The following is a 20,045-nucleotide window of genomic DNA, read 5'->3' as shown; positions in this document are numbered from 1 at the left end:
TCGTTCGGCCTCTAGGCCGTTGATCTCACTAGGAAGCGCGCTCTCTCCTCGACGCTTACCGTTGGTTTCAATGCTTCCTCCTCGTCGCTCATCACCGGGATCGCCGAGATGAGCGCGCGGGTGTAGGGGTGCCGGGGATCGGCAAAGACATCCGCCGTCCTCCCCTCCTCGATGATCTCGCCCTTCAGCATGATGGCGATGCGGCTGCAGAAATTTCGCATCAGCGAAAGGTCGTGGGAGATGAAGAAATAAGTCAGCCCAAGCTCGTCCCTGAGGCGCTGCAGCAAGGCGATGACCTGCTTCTGTACGGAGACGTCGAGGGCCGACGTCGGTTCGTCGAGCACGATGATCTTCGGTTCGGCCGCAAGCGCCCGGGCAATCGCCACGCGCTGCTTCTGCCCGCCCGAAAGCTCGTGCGGATATTTGGAAAGATAGGCGGACGGCAGGTTGACCAGCGTCATCAGCTCTTCCATCCGCAATGTCGCCGCCTTGCCGTGCAGGCCAACATGGCTGAGCGGAACCGCCAGGGTCTGCGCCGCCGTGCGTTTGGGGTTCAGCGAGGTGCCGGGATTCTGATAGACGATCTGGGTCAGCCGCTGAGACGCACTTGCCTGCGCGGGCGAGCCGACGCGGATCGTGCCGGAACTCGGCGCAATCAGGCCCATCACCATGCGCGCAATCGTCGTCTTGCCGGAGCCGGACTCGCCCGCAAGGCCGAAGATCTCGCCTTCAGGCACCGACAGCGTCACCGGCTTGACCGCCTCGTGGCGCTTCATGCGGCCGAGGAAGGGTTTTTCGACATAGACTTTGCCGGCCCCTTCAAGCGTGATGATCGGGGCATTCGAGGAAATCGGCTGATTGACCACCTTCGGACCGTAAAGCGGCGGGATCGCATCGATCAGATCGATCGTGTAGGGCTGCCGCGGCGTCTGGAAGATCTGGCGCAGATTGCCGCTCTCGACAATCTCGCCGTGACGCATGACGAAGACGCGGTCGGCCGTCTGCCGGACCACGCCAAGATTGTGCGTGATCATCAGCAGGGAAAGTCCCTCGCTGTCGACCAGCCGGTTGATCAGCTTCAGGATCTCGTCCTGGGTGGTCACGTCGAGCGCGGTGCCGGGTTCGTCGGCGATCAGCAGTTGCGGCTGGTGCAGAAGCGCAAGGCCGATCAGCACGCGCTGTCGCATGCCGCCGGAAAGCTGCGATGGATAGGCATCGAAGATCCGCTCCGGATCCTGAAGCTGCACGCGGCGCAGGACATCGAAGATGCGCTGCTTTCGGTCTTTCGCCGAAGTTCTGACACCGTCGCGCCGGTCGGCATAGAACATCACGTCGTCGAGGTGCCGGCCGATCCGGAAGACCGGATTGAACGAAGACAACGGGTCCTGCATGATGATCGAGAACGCCGTGCCTTTCAGCGCCTCACGCTCGCGGCCAGGCATATCGAGCACCCGCCTGCCGTTATATTCGATGCTGCCGCTCTCGATGCGGGCGTTGTCGGGAAGCGTGCCGAGGATCGCCTTCGAGGTGACCGATTTGCCCGAGCCGGTCTCGCCGATCAGCGCCACACGCTCGCCCCTGCCGATCTCGAAGGAGACATCCTTCAGGATATGCTGGCGGCGGCCGTAGGTGGTGAAGGCGATATTGAGGTCTTCGACCTTGAGGAGAGGAATGCTCATCGTCTCAGGCCTCCACATCGAACATGTCGCGCAGCCCGTCGCCGAGCAGGTTGAAGCCGAGCGTGGCGTAGAAGATGGCAAAGCCGGGTGCCAGAACCTCCCACCACTTCTCCGGCAGGAACTGCCGGCCGTCGGCGACCATCGAGCCGAGGTCGGGTGTCGGCGGCTTCACGCCGAGGCCGAGGAAGGAGAGCGTCGCGCCGAAGAGGATGACGAAGGCGGCATCGAGCGTCGTCTTGACCGAGATGACCGAGATGCAGTTCGGCAGGATCTCCTTGGCGAGAATGTGCAGGTGGCTGGCGCCGGCGAGCCGCGCTGCCTCGATATAGTCTTCCGCCGCGATCGATTTTGTCACGCGATAGACGAGGCGCGCATGCCAGGTCCACCAGAGCAGCGTGATCGCCAGCATGGCATTGACCAGATTGGGCTCGAGCACGTTACCGATGGCAAGCGCCATCACCAGCGGTGGGATCGCCAGCATGATGTCGGTGAAACCGGTCAGGAGCCGCTCGGTCAGGCCGCCGGCATAACCGGCGATCATGCCCAGCGCCGAGCCGATCGGGACAGCCACGCCAAGCACGCCGATGACAAGCAACAGCGAGACGCGGAAACCGAAGACCGTGCGCGAGAAGATATCACGGCCGGCCTTGTCGGTGCCGAACCAGTTGTCGACATCCGGCGGCATATGGCGGTTGCGGAAGTCGACGACGGCGCCGACATGTTCGGGAAAGCGTGCGATCAACGGCGCGAAGATGGCCATGACGATGACCGAAAGCACGATCAGCGCGCCGATGACGGCGGCCGGGTTCCGGCTGAATCGGTACCAGGTCATGTAGCCGGCGGACAGGCGGGTTGCATCCTGCATCAGCGGGCCTCCTTGAAGCGAAGCCGCGGGTCAAGGATGCTGATGATCAGGTCAATGACGAGATTGGCGGCGATGAAGAAAATGCCCGAGACGAGGACCACGGCCATGACGGCGTTGAGGTCCTTCTGCAGGATGGCGTCGAGGCCGTAGGAGGCGAAGCCGCCCCAGGAGAACACCATTTCGACGACGAAGGCGTTGCCGATCAGCGAGGCGAATTCGAGCCCCATGATCGTCAATGGCGCGATCGAAGACAGCTTCAGCAGATAGCGAAACACGATAACGCGGTCCGGCACACCGAAGGATTTCAGCGTCAACACATGATCGCGGCGCTGATGGTCGATCATTGCCGAGCGGGTGATGCGGGTGATCTGGCCGATGCCGGCCATTGCCAGCGCCAGCGCCGGAAAGGCGAGATGCTGGAGGGCGCTCAGAAACACGTCCGGGCGGCCAGCAAGCAGGCTGTCGACCAGCAGGAAACCCGTGGGGCCAGCGGGTGCGCCGAGCTGGAAATCGACCCGGCCGAGCGTCGGCCATGAGGGAAAATGATCCGCCGCGAGAATCTGAAGAGTCACCGCGAAGAGAAAGCTCGGAATGGTGACGCCGATGAGCGAGAAGAAACGGCCGCTATTGTCGATCCAGCTGTTCCTGTAGCGCGCCGTCAAAACGCCGAGTGGCACGGCCACCGCGAAAATGATGACGATGGTGACGATCACAAGCTCCAGCGTCGCCGGCAGGAAGGTGGCGATGTCGGCGCTGACCTCCCGATCGGACACGATCGAACGTCCGAGGTCGCCGGTCACCGCATGGCTAACATAGCTGACATACTGGGTGATCAGCGGCTCATCGAGGCCCATGCGCTGGCGAAGCTGGTCGACCTGCGCTTGCGTTGCGCTCGGACCGAGGGCCATGCGTGCCGGGTCGCCCGGAACGATGCGGGCGAGCACGAAAATCATCAGCGACAACACGAACAGCACCATCAGGAAGCCGACCGCGCGCCGCGCAAACAAGGCGACGTAATAATTGCCCATTGGCAACCCTTTCCCCTCAGCCGGTTATCGTCCGGCCTGTCTGCCGCTTTTTGCGGTCGAGGGCAGTTTCAAGCCGAAAGGGTCGTTTGCACAACGGCTAGAAAGGATAGGTTTTTACAAGAAAGGTATAGGTTCTTGTATCGGCCGAACGAGCGAACGGCGTATATCGCGCGGACTGCAACCTGATCAGGAAATGACGCCGAGCGCCTTTGCAGCGATGATCGCTTCCCGTCGGCGGCTGCAACCGAGCTTGCGATAGAGATTGCCGAGGTGGAATTTCACCGTGGCCTCGCTCAAGCCCAGGGCATGGGCGATGAACTTGTTCGACGCCCCCTCAGCAATCATCAGCAGCAGGCGGGTTTCGCGCCGGGTCAGGCCGTTCTTTTCGCCGAGCGGAGTGTTGGGCAGGCCGGTGTCGCGCAGCCGGCGCAGGATCTGCTGGGACGTCGGCGTGGTCTGCAGGAAGTCGCTGATGCGCCGGTCGCCGGTCAGTTCCCGCAGGAATTGCCGCTCTTCCGACAGCGGCGCAATGGTGCCAAGCCGCGCCGCATTCTCGAACGTTTTCTGCAGGATGGCGCGCGCGCTCGTGAGGTTGTGCCGGCGACGGGCGACATAGGCCTGCCAGACCTCGATGCACAATCGCTGACGGCCCGTCAGGTTGAGGTTGCTCGCCAGCGCCGTAAGCTGACGGTCCAGATGCACGCGCCCCGGCATTTCGAAGACGATATGGCGCAGCCAGACGACTGCCAGGGCGATCTCGTCGCGGTCCTGCAGGCGGGTCAGTTCGTCAACCGCCGCCTCCACCCAGGTTCTGTTGATCCGCGCCTGCACTGCCGCAAGCTTTTCTGCCGCTTCCTGCCAGCGGTTGCCGTTCTGCAGGATAACGGCGTCGCGGACCTCGATCATCAGGCGGAACTGTCTGTTGTAAACCTGATAGGCGCGCCAGCGATCGAGGAAGCCGCGTGCGGCGATCATCGAAAAATGCTCGCTCAGCGCCTGGCTGCCATATTGCAAGGCGAACTCGATCAGGCTCGGCCAGATTTCACCATGCGAAAAGTCATCCATTTCGGAGGTCAGGAAGCGCGCCAGTGGCTCCGGCTTGCCGTCCTCGTACTCAACGCATGCCTGTAGCAAAGCGAGCAGTCGCGCATCCATCGGGCTTTCGAACGGCACGCGCGACAATTGCTCGGCAGCGTCGACCGCGTTCCTGCGGGCACGCACCGCATCGCCGCTCATCAGGTGCATCATCGCCTGATGCAGGTTGATGTAGAAGCACAGAAGCGGCACGCCCGCGCGCTCGTAATGGAAGAGCGCCCGATCGGCGATGTCCTGTGCGACGGCGAACCGGCGGCGGCGAATGTAGAATTCCAGGATCGAATTGTAGATGCTGCCGCGCTCAAGATCGGCGTCCAGCGGGAACTCCGACAGGAGCGTCGTCGCTTGCTCCAGAAGATCATCGCCGAGCACGACGTCTTCGTAGATCAGCATCACCAGGCGGAAGGAGCGGAATGCGGCTGAGAATGCGGCACGATCACTCAGTACCTTCAGCACATTGTTGGCGCGCGAGCCGTAACAATCAGCAAGCAGCCGTTGCGCGCGCAGCACCTCGCCGCGCTTCAGCGCCTGCATCGCAAGTGCGGTGACGATTCCCTCATTCTGCGCCGCCAACTCGGCCGGGAACCCGGCGAGTACCCGGTCGAACGCTTCCGAGCCGTGGAAGAAGATGTAGTACCGGCCGAAGTTCGCGATGAAGGCGCGAACCGCCAGTTCGTGAAGCCCCGCGCGCTGCAGCACGGCGATCGCCTCTGTCTGCATGCCGTGCGCCGCATAGGCAGTTGATATCGCCGGGACACGCGTGCCGTCTTCGAGACGCTCAGCCAGCACCATGTCAACCGCTGTGGCGAGCGGACCGGCAATGCCACTTGCCTGCAGATAGGCCGGCACAGCTTCTTTGGCCTTGGCAGCCGGCTTTGCCGCCTGCTGGGCGAGCCTGAGCTGGACGAGTTCGAAATCGGCCGTTTCACTCAGGACATCGTCTGCCAGAAAGCGGGTGACAGCTGCCTCTTCCCGCGAGGCGCGCGAGAACAGCCCAACCAGAAACGGCCACCCTCCAGTCTCCGCCAACAGCGGCCCGACCGCCGCCCTGCCGCAGGTTGCCTCGAGTTCGCCACGTGAGAAGCAGAGATCCTGAGCACCAAGGCAGAGTGCCTTGCGGTAGGCAATCGCCCGATCGAGACCGAGGAGGCGGGTATACGGCCGCTTCGCGATCACGACGCGTCGTCCCTCATCGCGCCAGATTGCGGGAATCTCGGCTTCCAGCGTGTCCGGCGGCAGATCCCAGAGCAGCACGCCATCGCAAAAATCGTCCTCGCCGGGAGAACGCGCCGATCGCCATATGCGACATTGAAGATGGGACGCCAGTTGCGACAAAAGCGTCGACTTTCCCATGCCCGCAACGGCGTCCAGAACCACGATCGGTTCTGCCGCCATCACGATGCGTCGCAGAAGACCGTCTCGCCGGATGTCGATCGTTTTGTGGGGCGTATCAGCCATTCATTCTCTGCCCATCGGGCGAAGCGCGGTTGTCGGCGAAACCTAGACAAGGACGCTCGGGTTGGCAAAGGCGGAATAGACTGGCCGGCCAACATCGGCCCCAATTATTCGCTGCGCTGCTAGAAATCGCGAAAACGATCGACCAGGGCGTCGACCGCAACGCGCACGCGCGGGGTCGTGCCGAGCCGATGCGGCCAAAGGGCAAAGATGGGCAGCGGCACGGGCGCAAAGGCCTCGAGAACGGGAACGAGCCGACCGTCTGCGACCGCATCGTCGACAATCCAGGTCGGCAACTGCACGAGCCCATGCCCACGGCAGGCTGCGTCCGCCATCAAGGCGTGGTCGGCAATGCAAAGCGCGCTGCGAACGTCGATGTGCTTCGTCTGCCCGGATTCAGTAAACCTCCAGGTCTCTGCTGCGCGCCCACGCGATTGCGTCACGCCGTGATGCGCAGCAAGCTCCGCCGGGCGCAACGGCATCCCGTGCTTCGCCAGATAATCCGGCGCACCGCAAAGCGTCAGGCGCTGCACACCGAGTTTTCTGACCATCAGGTCGCCACCGCCGGCAAGTTCCCCGACACGCACGCAGAGGTCGATGTTCTCTTCGACCAGATCAACAAGCCGATTGGTGAAGGCAATATCGAGTTCGAGTTTCGGATGGTCGGCGGCCAAGCCGATCAGGCATGGCCCGGCAATCCGCCTGCCGAGCAATTCCGGAAAACTCACGTTGAGGCGGCCGGCGGGTTCATCCATGCGCGAGGCAAGCGCGGACTCGACCGCGGCCAGTTCCGCCACGGCGCGTTCGCAACCATCGAGGAACACTCTGCCTTCCTCGGTAAGTGCGAGATGACGTGTGCTGCGCTGAAACAGACGCACGCCCAGCTGGCTCTCAAGCCGGGCAACAGCCTTGCCCACCGTCGATGTGGAAAGGCCAAGCCGCTCGGCAGCTTCGGAAAAACTGGAAGACCGCGAGGCCTGCATGAAGGCTCGGATCGCACTGAGATGATCGCCGGGAAGCATGACACACTCCAGAACTCCATTCGCAGTTACTGCGAAAACTGTTCTCATAAGCGATTTTTGTTCGCGGATATAGTGCGCCCATTCATTGACATCCTAGGGATCCAACAGAATGAGAAAGCAGAGAGTAGCAATCATCGGCGGCAGCTCCGGCATCGGCCTGCGCGTTGCCGAGCGCGCGATCGACCTTGGCGCGGACGTGGTTATCGGCGGGCGCAACGCGGAAAAGCTGCAGCGTGCGGCAAGCAAGCTCGGTCCGGCCAGCCGCGCGCTGACGGTCGACAATGTCGATCAGGACTCCTTGCGCCGCTTCTTCGAGCAGGCAGGTCCGATCAACCACCTGTTCACGCCAGGCGCATCCTACTCGCGCGGACGGATCGACAAGGCGTCCGACGAGGTCGCCGAAAGCTCCTTCCGATCGAAGTTCTGGGGGCAGTATTATGCGGTGAAGCATGCGTTGCCGTACCTGGATAACAACGGCTCCATTACCCTGATGGCGGGCGCCTACAGCGTCAGGCCGGCGGCAGAAGGTGCCGCCTATGGCGCCTGCAATGCCGCGATCGAAGGCCTCGGGCGAGCGCTCGCCGTCGAACTAGCGCCGATCCGCGTGAACGTCATTTCGCCCGGCACGATCGACAGCGACCTGTGGCGCCGTCAGCCGGACGCCGTCCGGGAGGCTTCCTTCTCCAGCTATGGCGAGGCTGCGCTGCTCAAGCGGGTCGGCACCACCGATGAGGTGGCGCACACTGTCATCTACCTCATGGAGAACGGCTTCATGAACGGCTCGACGCTTTACCCCGACGGGGGCTTTGCCTTGCGTTGAGCCCAACCGCGGTGATTGACCGCTCCCATCACGTCAACACCATTCCCGTCGTATCGGGAATGGGCAAGGCCGCGGCGCCGTATCGCTCGATCAAGAGCGGCTGCTTTCCGTTGCTTTTGTGGGTCCGAGACACCTGAAGTCAGCCGCTCAATGTCTGTCGCTTGCAACGCGTTGTTGTCCAGCGCCGGCGGCAAATCTCTCGGCAAAACCCCAAAGGTTGAAAATTCTCGCAGCTCAATCGTTGTCCGGACGGCTCTTGCGCCAACGTCGCGATATTTAGTCTATAATTTCAATAGAGAATATTGAAAGGTCGCCAACAACAGGTAGGCTTCTCATACCATTTGCGGCCAGCCACAACAGCAGTGTGCAGACACACCCAGATGAAGACGGCAGCGCCGCAGCACAGACAGTGAAGGAGCCTTCCATTGACCAACGCCAACTCATCCCTTCCGATTCTCGATTTGCAACGCTTTGCGGCGGGCCATCCCGAGCGGGCGGCGGCGCTTGACGAATTGCGCAGCGTCGCCCGCTCGGTGGGCTTCTTCTATCTGGAGGGGCACGGGATTGCGCTAGAGCAGATCGATGGCGTTCTCGATCTCTCGCGTTGCTTCTTCGCTCTGCCGGAACAGGACAAGCTGGCGATCGAAATGCGCAAGTCGTCGCACTTTCGCGGCTACAATCGCGCCGGCCTCGAATACACCCGGGGCACGCAGGATTGGCGCGAACAGGTCGATTTCGGGCCCGAGCGCGAACGCATCGAGCTCAACGCTGGCGATGCGCCGTGGAAACGGTTGGTCGGTCCCAACCAGTTTCCTGACGCCCTGCCCGACCTGAAGCCGGCGATCCTCGCCTGGATCGAGGCAGTCACCCGCCTTGGCATCCGCCTGATCGAGGTTTTCGCCGAGGCGCTCGGTCAGCGCGCCGACGTATTCGAGCCGATTTACCGCGACGGGCCCAATCAGTTGTTGAAGATCATCCGCTATCCTGGCCGAGACAAGACGGAAAGCGACCAGGGGGTCGGCGCCCACAAGGACGGCGGTTTCGTCACCATCCTGCTTCAGGATGAAGTCGGCGGCCTGCAAGTCGACGACGGCAAGGGCGGCTGGATCGATGCGCCGCCGAAGCGCGGCACCTTCGTCATCAATGTCGGCGAGCTTCTGGAGCTGGCATCGAACGGCTACCTGCTTGCCAATGTTCATCGCGTGGTCACGCCGCCCGCCGGTGGTGATCGCCGCTCGGTCGCCTTCTTCCTCGGCGCCAACCTCGCTTCCACCATTCCAGTTCTCGATCTGCCACCCGAGCTTGGCGCAGAAGTTCGCGGTGTGACGCAGGACCCGCTCAACCCTCTGTTCCACGAAGTCGGGCGCAACGTCCTGAAATCACGCCTGAGATCACACCCCGACGTCGCTGCTGCCCACCACGCCGATCTGGTCGAACAGCTGAAGGTGCCGGTGCCAGCCTGAACAATGCAACTGCAACCGCTCAACCGCTGAAGGAAGCAATCCATGACGATCCATCAAAAGCCTGAGGAACCTGCAGTCGAAGTCAAGGCGCCGAACGGCCTGCGCGATACGTCGCGGCCTCTTCAGCCCGAAACACTGGCGCTTCATGGCGGCAGCTATCGTTTCGATCCGGTCACCGGCGCGGTCGCCGTGCCGATCTATCAGACGACCTCCTACCAGTTGCCGGGGACAGACGGCGCCGACAAACTGTTTGCCCTCGAGGCCGCTGGCCATCTCTACACCCGCGTCTCCAACCCGACGCAGGACGCATTCGAGCAGCGCCTTGCCGAAATCGAAGGCGGTGCGGCGGCACTGGCGCTCGGGTCCGGCCAAGCGGCGTCGGCCTACGCCGTCCTCAACCTTGCCAGATCAGGAGACAACATCGTTAGCGCCGCCGGCCTCTATGGCGGCACCTGGGCGCTCTTCGCCTCGACGCTACAAAGTTTCGGCATCGAAGTACGCTTCGTCGACGCGTCCGATCCCGAGGCGTTTGCCACGGCGACCGATGACAAGACGCGGGCCTACTACGCGGAATCCCTTCCCAATCCGAGCCTCGAGGTCTTCCCGATCGGCGAGGTCGCCGAGATCGGCCGCCGGTTCGGTATTCCGCTTGTCATCGATAACACGGCAGCACCGTTGACCATTCGGCCGTTCGATCATGGTGCTGCGATCGTCGTCTATTCCACCACGAAGTATATCGGCGGACACGGCACCTCGATTGGCGGCGCCATCATCGATAGCGGCACCTTTCCCTGGCACGACCATGCCGCGCGCCATCCCAATCTGCACGAACCGGACGCGAGCTATCAGGGAAAGACCTGGCTTGAGAAGGCCGCCACGATCGACTTTCATCCCTATATCCTGCGCGCCCGTGCCGTGCTGCTGCGCGACCTTGGTGCTGCCATCAGCCCGCAGAATGTCTTCCAGTTCATCCAGGGGCTGGAAACCTTGCCGCTACGCATCCGCCAGCACAGCGAAAACGCCATCAAGGTCGCCGACTTCCTGCGCTCGCATCCCAAGGTGGCGCGGGTCATTTTTCCGAAGTTTCAGGAAGGCGTCGCCAAGGCGCGGGGCGAAAGATACCTGCGCAATGGCCACTTCGGCGCGTTGGTCGGTTTCGAGCTGAAAGACGGACGCGAGGCTGGCCGTCGCTTTATCGACGGGCTGCAGCTGCTCTACCATGTCGCCAATATCGGTGACGCGCGGTCGCTCGCGATCCATCCGGCAACGACGACCCACTCGCAGCTCTCCGAGGCAGACCAACTGAGAACCGGCGTCACGCCTGGCTATGTCAGGCTGTCGATCGGCATCGAGCATCCCGATGACATCATCGCCGACCTGAAACAGGCCATTGACGCCGCCTGAGCCGGCGACGTCCACAATCTGCTCTTTGGCCCAACCGTCAGCAACGGTTGGGCCTTTGGCATGCTGGGTGACCGCCTCAGTACTTGCGCAGATCGAGGATGCGCCCGAGGGTCAGAAGTCGCGGCTTGCCGTCTTGCGCAGCGCCCGCGAAGGTAGGCCCGAACAGAAACATCATACCTGCTGCGCTGCCACGGTCGGGCTGCGCCAGTGGTGGAAGGAAACGCCATGACGTCCGAAAATACCCAGGTCCTTCTTGCTTCCCGCCCAGACGGCAAGCCAAAAGCGGATGATTTCGAGATCGGCCATTCCGCGATACCGGAACCTGCCGCAGGCCAGATCCTGCTGAAGATCCTCTATCTATCGCTCGACCCCTATATGCGCGGGCGTATGAATGCCGGAAAATCCTACGCAAAGCCCGTCGAGATCGGCAGCGTCATGGAAGGCGGAACGGTGGCCCGCGTCGTACGGTCACGCCATCCGGATTTCGCCGAGGGCGATTTCGTGCTGTCCCATTCCGGTTGGCAAAGCTACGCGCTCTCCGATGGTGTGGGCCTGCGCAAACTCGACCCGCAGGCAGCACCCCTTACAACCGCGCTCGGCGTCTTGGGCATGCCGGGCTTTACCGCCTATTCCGGCCTTTTGACGATCGGCAAGCCGAAGGCGGGCGAAACGGTGGTGGTTGCCGCAGCAAGCGGCGCCGTGGGATCGGCCGTTGGCCAGATTGCCCGCATCAAGGGCGCGCGTGCCGTCGGGATTGCCGGAGGTGCTTCGAAGTGTGCGTTCGTTCGCGACGAACTCGGCTTTGACGCGGTCATCGATCACCGCGCAGCCGATTTCGCCGAGCAACTGGCAACAGCCTGCCCCGGCGGCATCGACGTCTATTTCGAGAATGTCGGCGGGCATGTCTGGGATGCGGTGTTTCCGCTGCTCAACGATTTCGCCCGCGTTCCCGTCTGCGGCTTGATCGCGCAGTACAACAGCCGCCCCGGCGAACAGACGGGTGGCGACCGCCTTCCCGCCGTCATGCGCGACGTTCTGAGCAAGAGCCTGTCGATACGCGGCTTCATCCAAAGGGAGTTCGTCGACCAGCGCCCCGACTTCTATCGCGAAATGGCCGCATGGATTTCCGCGGGCAAGGTTCGCTATCAGGAAGATATTGTCGACGGTCTTGAAAACGCGCCGACCGCTTTCATCGGCCTGCTGGAAGGCCGCAACTTCGGCAAGCTCGTCATCCGCGTTGCCGACGAGGCGTGAAAGCCGGAGCGGCGGCACGCGGTGCCGCCGCCCGACGCCTAAGGATTTCCGACAATTCCGAGGCTGGCCTTGCCGAGGCCGTCTTCAATAGACGCGGCCAGTTCCGGTGCATAACTCCTCATAGCCGGCTCAGCCGTCAGCGAGATTTGCTGCGGACCTTCCGCCGAACGCATTTCGTCAAGAGCGCTGGTCGCCTCCTGCGTCAATCCAAGCTGACCGGCGACAGCCAGTCGCAGCAGATTGACGGCCCGGTCCGACGAGTTTGCAAGCTGGCGCACGCGAAGCAGGGCCTCTTCGTAACGGCGCCCTCGATAGGCATCGAGGGCCAGCGTCAAAGCCGCGTCGTGATGCGTATACTCTCCATTTTCCTCTGCCAGTCGCGCCAGCCTCAGGCCTTCGGACCAATGGCCGGAGATGTACTGCAACAGACCCATTCTGGCTGGGATAGCCTCATCCAGCGGATTGAGTGCGCTGGCGCGCTGTCCCGACAGAAAGGCAGCTTCCCGGTCACCGGCCGCAAAACGCGCCATCATCTGCGCCACGTAGCTCTGGCTCGCCTGGGGAGCAAGCGCGACAGCTCTGTCGGCAAGCTTCAGTGCTCTGTTGCCAACGGTCGGCGAGGCGCCTGCCTCACCCGTCGCCACCAGGACCATGGCCAGGCTGGCCGATACATCGGGATCATTTGCCTTGTAGGCGAGCGAGCGCTCCAGGCAAGCGAGCGCATTCGCGAAATTTTCAGCATCAGCCCGCGCCAGCGCCAGATCGGCCTGCAACACGCAACCATATCCCAGCGACGGCGCTGCTATCTGGCGTGCCGTCTCCAGACTGGTGACCACACCGTCTTCACCCGCAAGCGCGCGCGCAAGTCGCACCAGAAGGGCTTGCTGGACTTCCTCGACGTTCCCGCCATCTTCGAGCGTCAGTTTCGAGGCGCCGGAGCGCAAGGCCTCGTTGCTCTGCGGGTCTACCACCTGCCAGGCAAGCTCGTGAGCATCGTTTGCCATGTTGTAGCTGATCGACAGTTTATACTCCTTGCTGCCGGCAAGGCGGACAACGGATCTGGGCGCAACCCAGCCAGTCACCGATGCGACGTCGATGCCCTCAGGCGGCTCCTGCGCCAGCGTCCGCACCGACGAGAACTGCGACAGCGCGTGGACCAGATAGCCCCCGACCCTGCGCCGCTCTTCGCTGCCTTTCAATTTTTGCGGTTCAACATCGACGATGATGGTCGGTTTTTCCGACAGGATCGGCTTCCAGGGAAATTGATCGGCCGTCGAAGCATAAAAGGCAAAAGCAAGCGCCATAACCCCTGCGCCGGCAAGGGCAACGTTCGCCATGGATAGACGACGACCAGCAACAGCCGTCAAAGACAATTGCTCGGGCGGCTCCGGCACATAAGAGGATATCGGCGGCGGAGCGAGCAGAACCTGCGACGGCTTGCCATCAGACCGGACAAAGAGCGGCACGTAGTTGCCCTTAGGCAGCTCGATACGCAGCGTGGCTTCATCGCCAAGCGCTTCATAGTATTGTGCCAATGCAGCGCGAAGTCGCGACGCCTCGACCCGAACGATGGGGTCCGTTGCCGGATCGAACGAACTCGGCCGGGCAAAGACGTCGATCGCGATCGTATAGGCCTTCACCGACGCTGACCGCCCGGCGAAGAACTCTTCAACCAGGTATCGCAACAGTTTGCGGTGGCGCTCGGTGCCGTGAAAGCGCGGATCGCTTAGCATGCGATCGAGTTCGGCTCTGGCCGAGCGTTCGGCAACAGGGCAATAAGCCGCTCGGTCCGCGTCTTCTCCTGTTTTCATACCGCGCCCCCATCTACCTACAACCCGAAAGAGAGTGCCAATGCGAGGTGAACTCTAGATCACACACCGGGCAGCGGGAAGTGAAATATTGACCCGTCACAAAACATTTTCAAAGAAACGCCGCAGGTTCAAAATGAAACAGTGTCCGGACTTGAAAACCACTGAGTTCTCAGGGGAAAACCGATAGAACAGGGCGATGCCATACGAATGAATAACTAATCACATTGGATTAGATTTGTTATCTGCATTGGCAAGACAGATGGAAATCACTTCCTCTTCGATCTCCAGGCAGATCAGTTCGTACTCCGACACCATCGAAGTATCCTGCGGATCACGCCGGCGCTGGCGATCAAGCATGGCGTCCGCCTCGTCATAGGCCTCGCAAAGACTGGCGAGCGGCATGTTCTTGGCAGTCAGAAGCTGCAACTGGCCGCGCAGCGCCGGAAGCTTGAGCATCAGCTTCAAAAGTCCCCGTTGTTTGGCTTCGTTGGGCATTGTGCTCTACCCGATTGAACGATGATCGATGCTTCATGCCACACCTACGCGCGAAGACCTCCTTCACGCGCATCTTGCACAGATCGAGCGGTGTCACCGCCACTCTGATTGCCAGCGTCTCGTTGAGATTTGCCTATCTGACGGATACAGTCTCGGGACAGGCAGATGACCAACTTCCGCCTGCACCTCTCTCCTGCGCTGCAGATTTGCAGGAACCTGGTCCGTGCGGAAGTACGTAACAGTTACATTGGTGCCGACCGCTTGACGCAGGCTGCATAAAGGCGCGGAACCACGCCGCTGGCACGCATCGGATCATGCATCGCTGACCGGGCCAGCGGATTTTCGCCGCGGCCGCTTTTTCATGAACCGCCAACGCGCGACAGACCGCAGCCGGTGCTGCTTGCCCGGCTTGGGCGATGCGCTACAGTTGTCGTTGCCAGGCGTTACGCTTGGGCTGCTGCGATCTTCGGCCTTCAATCGCTGCCGATTGTAACTGTTACGTACTTCAACGCGGAATGCTGCTTCGCTTAGAATACCTGCGGCGACATCCGGCGACGGACCCTATCGCGTGTTGAGCACAACGGAGAGAATTCCATGCGATCCTTGGACAAGATTTCTCGTGACCGACGTATTGTGACGTCCCTTTCCGCCGGGATTGCCGCGACCGTTATGACGCTGTTGAGCACAGAGCTTGCGGCAAGCGACGACAAATTGAGCGGCCTGCCGTCGCTTGTCCTTGGCGGACAGACGGCGACAGCGCAGACGTTCCAATTCGAGACCCCGTTCAACAATCTCGTCAATGCGGGGCCACTCTCAATTGTGCTCGAAAAGACAACTCTCGACGAAGTCAAGACCGCGTTCGGAGGCAACATTCGCAGCCGCTCTGTGGAGGGCCTGTCGATCGGCTGGCTGTGCTACGAGCTTGCGACCGGTAACCTGCCTCGGCGCATCTGGTTCGTCGCAAACGGCCGAGACGCCGCAACGCCCGCCGAAAAGCCGGTGACGTTCATCTCCACCGAGGAAGTGGCCGGCGACACCGATAAATGCGACACCCCAACCGTGGAGCTCGCCCCCCTGCTTCTACCGGTTCCGACCTTGAAGGACGGCACCGAAGCCTTGGAAAAACGCTTCGGCGCAGCGCCGCAGCAAGGGATGGCGCGCTACGCCCACGAACACCAAGGTGAACAGAACACCACGGTTATGCAGTCGCTCGTTTACAGACTGAAAGACGGCCATATCGATGGCATCGCCTTCACACAGGTTACATCGAAATAGCAGGCATATCGGCATCACTCGCCGCTATATCGGCGGCGAGTGATGTGGCCGCGACGTTGCCTATTTCTCGAAGGCGTAGATCCTGTTCCAGTCGTCCTTCATGTCGACGAGCAGCCACTTTCGCTGCTCGGCCTCGGTCATCGCCTTGTCGAGCTTGCCGATATGCGACTGGCGATCATAGGCCCACTCGCGCTCGCCGTCGGTGTGATGCACGATCATCCCGAAGCTTGGCCCGGAACCAGAGGTAACCCACCGCAGCATTTCGTAGTCGCCGTCCGAGTTCCCGGCAGCGAAGATCGGCCGCTTGCCGATGAACTTGTTGATCCCCACGGGCTTGCCGGGACCGTCGTCAACGAAGTCCACCTTCGGCTCACGCATCAGCACGGGTGTGTCGCCCTGCAGTTCGTACTTGGTGGTAATGGTGCTGCCGATGACCTGCTCCGGAGGAATCCCATACATCTGCTCGGTCATCGTGCGCATGAACTCGACGCCGCCGCCGGAGACGATATAGGTCTTGAAGTCGTTCGCCCTGAGATACTCCAGCAGCTCATTCATCGGCAGGAAGGTAATCTCGTTGTAGGGCCGGTCGAAGCGCGGATGCTTCGCGCTCGCAAACCAATCCTTGACGATCTTCGCGAACTCGTCGGAGGTCATGCCCGCATGCGTCGCCATCGCGAGTTCGACAATGCCCTTCTCGCCCGACGCAACGACACCAGCCATATCGCCCTTGAGCAGCGATGCGAACGGCTCCTTGTCCTTCCATTCCGGATGGTCCGGGGCCATGGCCTTGACACGGTCATTGATGAACATGCCCTGGAAGTACATCGGCTGCTCGCTCCAGAGCGTGCCGTCATTGTCGAAGACTGCGATGCGGTCCGCCTTGGCGACAAAATCCGGACCACCTTCGCTCGTCACCCGCGTCACGAAGTCAATGATGGCCGATTTCGCCTCGCCGTCTTTCCAGGAGGGAAGGTCGGCCGGAGGCGCATCGGCGGCCAGGGCAAGCGCAGGCGCCGCCAGCATCAGGGCGAGCGAAGCGGCCGCAGCCATAAAGGTCCGTCGCCGCCAGCCTTTCGCTCGTGAATTCCCTGCAATCGGCGCGCGCCGTCCTGCTATCATGGTCATCGGGTACCCTCCTCAGCTGAAACAAGACTGCCTTGGCAAAGACGCTCAGACGCGCCGGATGCAGCGGAAGCCGATATGGGTCGTTGCCGCATTCTCTTCGTGTGCATGGCGAGCTGCCGGGCGGTAGCGACGGCAATAGTTTGGCGCGCAGAGGTGGGACCCGCCCTTTACCACCCGCCGCGCGATCAGGATTTCCGGCTGCCTCGGATCGAAGCTCGCCTCGAGTCCGCCACCGCGCGGATTGGAGGGGATGCAACAGCTTTTTTGCGCAGGTGCCGGATGATTGGTCGACCAGTAGTCGCTCGTCCATTCCCAGACATTGCCGATCATGTCGTAGAGGCCATAGCCGTTAGGAGGAAAGCTGGCGACCGGAGAGGTACGCTCGAAACCATCAGGACGCAAATTCTCCGTCGGGAACGTGCCGTGCCAGGTGTTGGCCATGAAGCGGCCATCCGGCACGAGTTCATCGCCCCAGGCAAATTCCGCCCCCTCCAGGCCTCCCTTGGCGGCAAATTCCCACTCGGCCTCCGTCGGCAGATCCTTGCCTGCCCACGTGGCATAGGCCATGGCGTCGACATAGGAGATGTGCACGACGGGATGGTCGAGCTTGCCGCGGATATTGCTTTGCCGGCCGTAGGGCCGTCGCCAATCGGCGCCGAACTTGAAGTCCCACCATTGCGAGGAATCCCGGCTGACGACCCGTTTGGGTGGATCGAAAATGACCGAACCCGCCCGCATCATTTCCGGTTTGGCACCTGGATAGTCCTTGGGATCGGGCGCCTTCTCGGCAACCGTGACATAGCCGGTTGCGTCCACGAAGGCCGCGAATTGCCGGTTGGTGACCGGCGTTACATCGATCCAGAAACCGTCGACCTTGACCGGATGGGCCGGCGCCTCTTCGGGGTAGTGATTGTCAGATCCCATGATGAAGGTGCCACCCTCGATCCAGATGGGCTCGCGCGCGCTGATCGCCATCGGCGTTTCGTCAGGGACCTGCCTTGCCGATAAGACTTGCATAGGGCCAAATACTCCCTTCGAGGTGTCCCGATTATCCTAGTCGCCTCAAGCCTAAACGCAAATCTTGCGCATCCAAAGTACGTAACAGTTACGACGAAACAGAAAATGTGGGCCGAAGCGTTTCTCCTCGGCCACGCAGGGCGCAACGCCGCAATCGTCTCCTTCGTTACTGTTACATTCTTTCCATTGGGCCACATGTAACCTTAATCTGCGTTGGCAGTTCACAGGGGCCGGCGGGAAGGGCTAGATCTCATGGGTACACGTGACGACATCGAACTTCTCGGCAAGCGCATCGGCCAAGCCATTGTCGGCCAGGAGGGCATGATCGAGCGCCTGCTGCTCGGTCTCCTGAGCAATGGCCATCTGCTCGTCGAGGGCCTGCCGGGGCTTGCCAAGACGCGGGCGATCAAGAGCATGGCGAAAAACCTCGATGCGCAACTGTCCCGCATCCAGTTCACGCCGGATCTTCTCCCCTCCGACATCACCGGCTCGGAAGTTTATTTCACCGAAGGCGGCAAGGGCGAATTCCGCTTTCAGCAGGGACCGGTCTTTGCCAACCTCATCCTGGCCGACGAGGTAAACCGCGCGCCGGCGAAAGTGCAGTCCGCCCTGTTGGAGGCGATGGAGGAGCGGCAAGTCACGGTCGGCGGTGCCAGCCACGAACTGCCCGGCCTCTTCATGGTCATGGCGACACAGAACCCGATCGAGCAGGAAGGCACGTATCCCCTGCCTGAGGCGCAGCTCGATCGTTTCCTGATGCACATCCAGGTCGATTATCCCGACGCCAAGTCGGAGGCCGAGATCATGCGGCTGGTGCGATCGGAAGAAACGGCCGTCACCTCGAAAGCGAGGTCGGACGAAAAGCTGGCTCAGGATGCGGTGTTTTCGGCGCGCAAGGAGATCTCAGCGATAACCGTTTCGAGTGCGATCGAGGATTACATCGTCGCTCTCGTCATGGCGACGCGCTACCCGGACAAGCTCGACAAGGATCTCTCCAAATGGATCCAGGTGGGCATCAGCCCGCGTGGCGTCATCGGCCTCGACAAGGTCTCGCGCGCCCATGCATGGCTGAAGGGCCGAGATTTCGTCACGCCGGATGACGTGCAGGCAACCGTGCACGATGTTTTTCGCCATCGCCTTGTCCTTTCCTATGAAGCCCACGCCGGCGGCACGACAGCCAACCAGGTCATCGACCGGATAGTGCAGCAGGTTGCTGTCGCCTGAGAGATGGAGAAGGTTCGATGGCAATATCCCTTTCCGCATTCGCAAGGTCGAAGGGCATCTCCCGTCCCGGGAAGGCGGAGGCATCAGGCGCCTACACCTCCGTCGACGAACTGGTCGCGCTTGAGGCAATCGCCTGCGACCTGACCTTCCTTCGCAAGGCGCCGGTGCGACGATTGATGGCCGGACGTCATGAATCGCGCATGCGTGGCCGTGGGCTATCCTTCGAGGAACTTCGGGAATACTTGCCCGGCGACGACGTTCGCACCATCGACTGGCGGGTGACGGCACGGACAGGAAAGCCGGTCGTGCGGGTCTATGACGAGGAGAAGGATCGACCGGCACTGGTGATCGTCGACCAGCGCATGAACATGTTCTTCGGCAGCCGGCGTGCGATGAAGTCGGTGGCGGCAGCGGAAGTGGCGGCACTCTGCGCCTGGCGCATCACGGCGCTCGGCGACCGGGTCGGCGGCTTCGTGTTCGGTGACGAGAGCGTCGATGAGGTCCGCCCCCACCGCAGCCGCGAAGCCGTCATCCGTTTTGCCGACGTCATCGTGCGCCACAACACCGCACTTACCGCCGCCTCCCAGGTTGCAAGGGGCGACGAGCAATTGGATCTGGTGCTTTCAACCGTCGCCAATATTGCCAAACACGATCATCTGATCATCGTCATCAGCGATTTCGACGGGCACGGCCTGGAAACGCGCGACATGCTGCTGAAGCTGTCTGCTCATAACGACGTGATCGCCATCCTGATCTACGATCCCTTCATGCTCGAGCTGCCGCGCAAGGGCGACATCGTCGTCAGCGGCGGTGCTCAGCAGGCCGAACTTCAGTTCGGCCGTGGAAACGTCCGCGAAGCGATCGACAGCTTTGCCCGCAAGCGCGGACGGGCGCTGAAGGCATGGCAGGAGGATTTGGGCCTGCCGATGCTGCCCATCTCCTCGGCGGAAGAGATTGCACCGCAATTGCGCACGATGCTCGGCCAGCTCGCCTGGCGTCAGCGGAGGCGGTAG

At 61.8% G+C, this 20,045-nt stretch carries 17 protein-coding genes; 8 read left to right on the top strand and 9 right to left on the bottom strand.

Going from position 1 to position 20,045, the window contains the following annotated elements:
• Positions 1-11: 11 nt before the first annotated feature.
• From AC07UR_RS27760 to AC07UR_RS27740, 5 genes are all read right to left on the bottom strand, one after another.
• Positions 12-1,679: an ATP-binding cassette domain-containing protein gene (locus AC07UR_RS27760; RefSeq protein WP_209790063.1), complete on the bottom strand. Its 1,668-nt coding sequence runs from the start codon at positions 1,677-1,679 to the stop codon at positions 12-14.
• Positions 1,680-1,683: 4 nt separating this feature from the next.
• Entirely contained in the window at positions 1,684-2,544 is an 861-nt protein-coding gene (locus AC07UR_RS27755; protein ID WP_173423119.1) for an ABC transporter permease, read from the bottom strand.
• Positions 2,544-3,572, bottom strand: a complete 1,029-nt coding sequence (locus tag AC07UR_RS27750; protein WP_209790064.1) for an ABC transporter permease — start codon at positions 3,570-3,572, stop codon at positions 2,544-2,546. The genes AC07UR_RS27755 and AC07UR_RS27750 overlap by 1 nt, the downstream gene beginning before the upstream one ends.
• Positions 3,573-3,758: 186 nt before the next feature.
• On the bottom strand, positions 3,759-6,125 hold the full coding sequence (locus AC07UR_RS27745; protein ID WP_234941767.1) for a helix-turn-helix transcriptional regulator: 2,367 nt from the start codon (positions 6,123-6,125) through the stop codon (positions 3,759-3,761).
• Between the two features lie 119 nt (positions 6,126-6,244).
• Positions 6,245-7,144 carry a LysR family transcriptional regulator gene (locus AC07UR_RS27740; RefSeq protein WP_209790065.1) on the bottom strand — a complete coding sequence of 300 codons (900 nt, stop codon included), beginning with the start codon at positions 7,142-7,144 and terminating at the stop codon, positions 6,245-6,247.
• Between the two features lie 109 nt (positions 7,145-7,253).
• Between AC07UR_RS27740 and AC07UR_RS27735 the strand changes: the two genes are divergently transcribed.
• The 5 genes from AC07UR_RS27735 to curA all read left to right on the top strand — a co-directional run bounded on the left by AC07UR_RS27735 (position 7,254) and on the right by curA (position 12,085).
• Positions 7,254-7,964, top strand: coding sequence for an SDR family oxidoreductase (locus AC07UR_RS27735; RefSeq protein WP_209790066.1), 711 nt, complete (start codon positions 7,254-7,256; stop codon positions 7,962-7,964).
• A gap of 425 nt (positions 7,965-8,389) precedes the next feature.
• Complete coding sequence (locus AC07UR_RS27730; protein ID WP_209790067.1) at positions 8,390-9,427, top strand: isopenicillin N synthase family dioxygenase; 1,038 nt, start codon at positions 8,390-8,392, stop codon at positions 9,425-9,427.
• Between the two features lie 42 nt (positions 9,428-9,469).
• Complete coding sequence (locus AC07UR_RS27725) at positions 9,470-10,831, top strand: O-acetylhomoserine aminocarboxypropyltransferase/cysteine synthase family protein (protein ID WP_209790068.1); 1,362 nt, start codon at positions 9,470-9,472, stop codon at positions 10,829-10,831.
• A gap of 67 nt (positions 10,832-10,898) precedes the next feature.
• Positions 10,899-11,060: a hypothetical protein gene (locus AC07UR_RS27720; protein WP_209790069.1), complete on the top strand. Its 162-nt coding sequence runs from the start codon at positions 10,899-10,901 to the stop codon at positions 11,058-11,060.
• A complete protein-coding gene (curA, locus tag AC07UR_RS27715) occupies positions 11,057-12,085 on the top strand; it encodes an NADPH-dependent curcumin/dihydrocurcumin reductase (protein ID WP_209790070.1) in 1,029 nt (342 codons plus the stop codon). The genes AC07UR_RS27720 and curA overlap by 4 nt, the downstream gene beginning before the upstream one ends.
• Before the next feature lie 38 nt (positions 12,086-12,123).
• On the opposite strand, the gene AC07UR_RS27710 is transcribed toward curA, so the two are convergent.
• Complete coding sequence (locus AC07UR_RS27710; protein WP_209790071.1) at positions 12,124-13,896, bottom strand: tetratricopeptide repeat protein; 1,773 nt, start codon at positions 13,894-13,896, stop codon at positions 12,124-12,126.
• Between the two features lie 219 nt (positions 13,897-14,115).
• Positions 14,116-14,391: a hypothetical protein gene (locus tag AC07UR_RS27705; RefSeq protein WP_173423127.1), complete on the bottom strand. Its 276-nt coding sequence runs from the start codon at positions 14,389-14,391 to the stop codon at positions 14,116-14,118.
• A 594-nt stretch (positions 14,392-14,985) separates the two neighbouring features.
• Between AC07UR_RS27705 and AC07UR_RS27700 the strand changes: the two genes are divergently transcribed.
• Positions 14,986-15,666, top strand: a complete 681-nt coding sequence (locus tag AC07UR_RS27700) for a PQ-loop repeat-containing protein (RefSeq protein WP_209790072.1) — start codon at positions 14,986-14,988, stop codon at positions 15,664-15,666.
• 60 nt (positions 15,667-15,726) lie between these two features.
• Here AC07UR_RS27700 and AC07UR_RS27695 read toward each other — a convergent pair whose 3' ends face one another.
• Both AC07UR_RS27695 and AC07UR_RS27690 read right to left on the bottom strand, forming a co-directional pair.
• The gene (locus AC07UR_RS27695) at positions 15,727-16,689 is read right to left on the bottom strand and encodes an HAD family hydrolase (protein ID WP_234941803.1); all 963 of its coding nucleotides are present in this window, start codon (positions 16,687-16,689) and stop codon (positions 15,727-15,729) included.
• Positions 16,690-16,836: 147 nt separating this feature from the next.
• The gene (locus AC07UR_RS27690; protein ID WP_210264623.1) at positions 16,837-17,766 is read right to left on the bottom strand and encodes a formylglycine-generating enzyme family protein; all 930 of its coding nucleotides are present in this window, start codon (positions 17,764-17,766) and stop codon (positions 16,837-16,839) included.
• 294 nt (positions 17,767-18,060) lie between these two features.
• Here AC07UR_RS27690 and AC07UR_RS27685 point away from each other — a divergent pair, with 294 nt between their 5' ends.
• Together AC07UR_RS27685 and AC07UR_RS27680 are read left to right on the top strand one after the other, a co-directional pair.
• Positions 18,061-19,032 carry an AAA family ATPase gene (locus AC07UR_RS27685; protein ID WP_173423130.1) on the top strand — a complete coding sequence of 324 codons (972 nt, stop codon included), beginning with the start codon at positions 18,061-18,063 and terminating at the stop codon, positions 19,030-19,032.
• 17 nt (positions 19,033-19,049) lie between these two features.
• The gene (locus tag AC07UR_RS27680) at positions 19,050-20,045 is read left to right on the top strand and encodes a DUF58 domain-containing protein (protein ID WP_173423131.1); all 996 of its coding nucleotides are present in this window, start codon (positions 19,050-19,052) and stop codon (positions 20,043-20,045) included.

The organism is Ensifer sp. GW821-FHT05G01 (genome assembly GCF_059419585.1).
The sequence above is the reverse complement of the archived record's forward strand: the minus strand, read 5'-3'. Positions and strand labels throughout refer to the sequence as shown.

Excerpts from the sequence above, each read along its gene's own strand:
- AC07UR_RS27695 (WP_234941803.1), bottom strand. The coding sequence starts at position 16,689 with ATGCTGGCGGCGCCTGCGCTTGCCCTGGCCGCCGATGCGCCTCCGGCC.
- AC07UR_RS27725 (WP_209790068.1), top strand. The coding sequence starts at position 9,470 with ATGACGATCCATCAAAAGCCTGAGGAACCTGCAGTCGAAGTCAAGGCG.
- AC07UR_RS27685 (WP_173423130.1), top strand. The coding sequence starts at position 18,061 with ATGGGTACACGTGACGACATCGAACTTCTCGGCAAGCGCATCGGCCAA.
- AC07UR_RS27740 (WP_209790065.1), bottom strand. The coding sequence starts at position 7,144 with ATGCTTCCCGGCGATCATCTCAGTGCGATCCGAGCCTTCATGCAGGCC.
- AC07UR_RS27750 (WP_209790064.1), bottom strand. The coding sequence starts at position 3,572 with ATGGGCAATTATTACGTCGCCTTGTTTGCGCGGCGCGCGGTCGGCTTC.
- AC07UR_RS27760 (WP_209790063.1), bottom strand. The coding sequence starts at position 1,679 with ATGAGCATTCCTCTCCTCAAGGTCGAAGACCTCAATATCGCCTTCACC.
- curA (WP_209790070.1), top strand. The coding sequence starts at position 11,057 with ATGACGTCCGAAAATACCCAGGTCCTTCTTGCTTCCCGCCCAGACGGC.
- AC07UR_RS27710 (WP_209790071.1), bottom strand. The coding sequence starts at position 13,896 with ATGAAAACAGGAGAAGACGCGGACCGAGCGGCTTATTGCCCTGTTGCC.
- AC07UR_RS27705 (WP_173423127.1), bottom strand. The coding sequence starts at position 14,391 with ATGCCCAACGAAGCCAAACAACGGGGACTTTTGAAGCTGATGCTCAAG.
- AC07UR_RS27680 (WP_173423131.1), top strand. The coding sequence starts at position 19,050 with ATGGCAATATCCCTTTCCGCATTCGCAAGGTCGAAGGGCATCTCCCGT.
- AC07UR_RS27745 (WP_234941767.1), bottom strand. The coding sequence starts at position 6,125 with ATGGCTGATACGCCCCACAAAACGATCGACATCCGGCGAGACGGTCTT.
- AC07UR_RS27700 (WP_209790072.1), top strand. The coding sequence starts at position 14,986 with ATGCGATCCTTGGACAAGATTTCTCGTGACCGACGTATTGTGACGTCC.
- AC07UR_RS27755 (WP_173423119.1), bottom strand. The coding sequence starts at position 2,544 with ATGCAGGATGCAACCCGCCTGTCCGCCGGCTACATGACCTGGTACCGA.
- AC07UR_RS27735 (WP_209790066.1), top strand. The coding sequence starts at position 7,254 with ATGAGAAAGCAGAGAGTAGCAATCATCGGCGGCAGCTCCGGCATCGGC.
- AC07UR_RS27690 (WP_210264623.1), bottom strand. The coding sequence starts at position 17,766 with ATGGCGATCAGCGCGCGCGAGCCCATCTGGATCGAGGGTGGCACCTTC.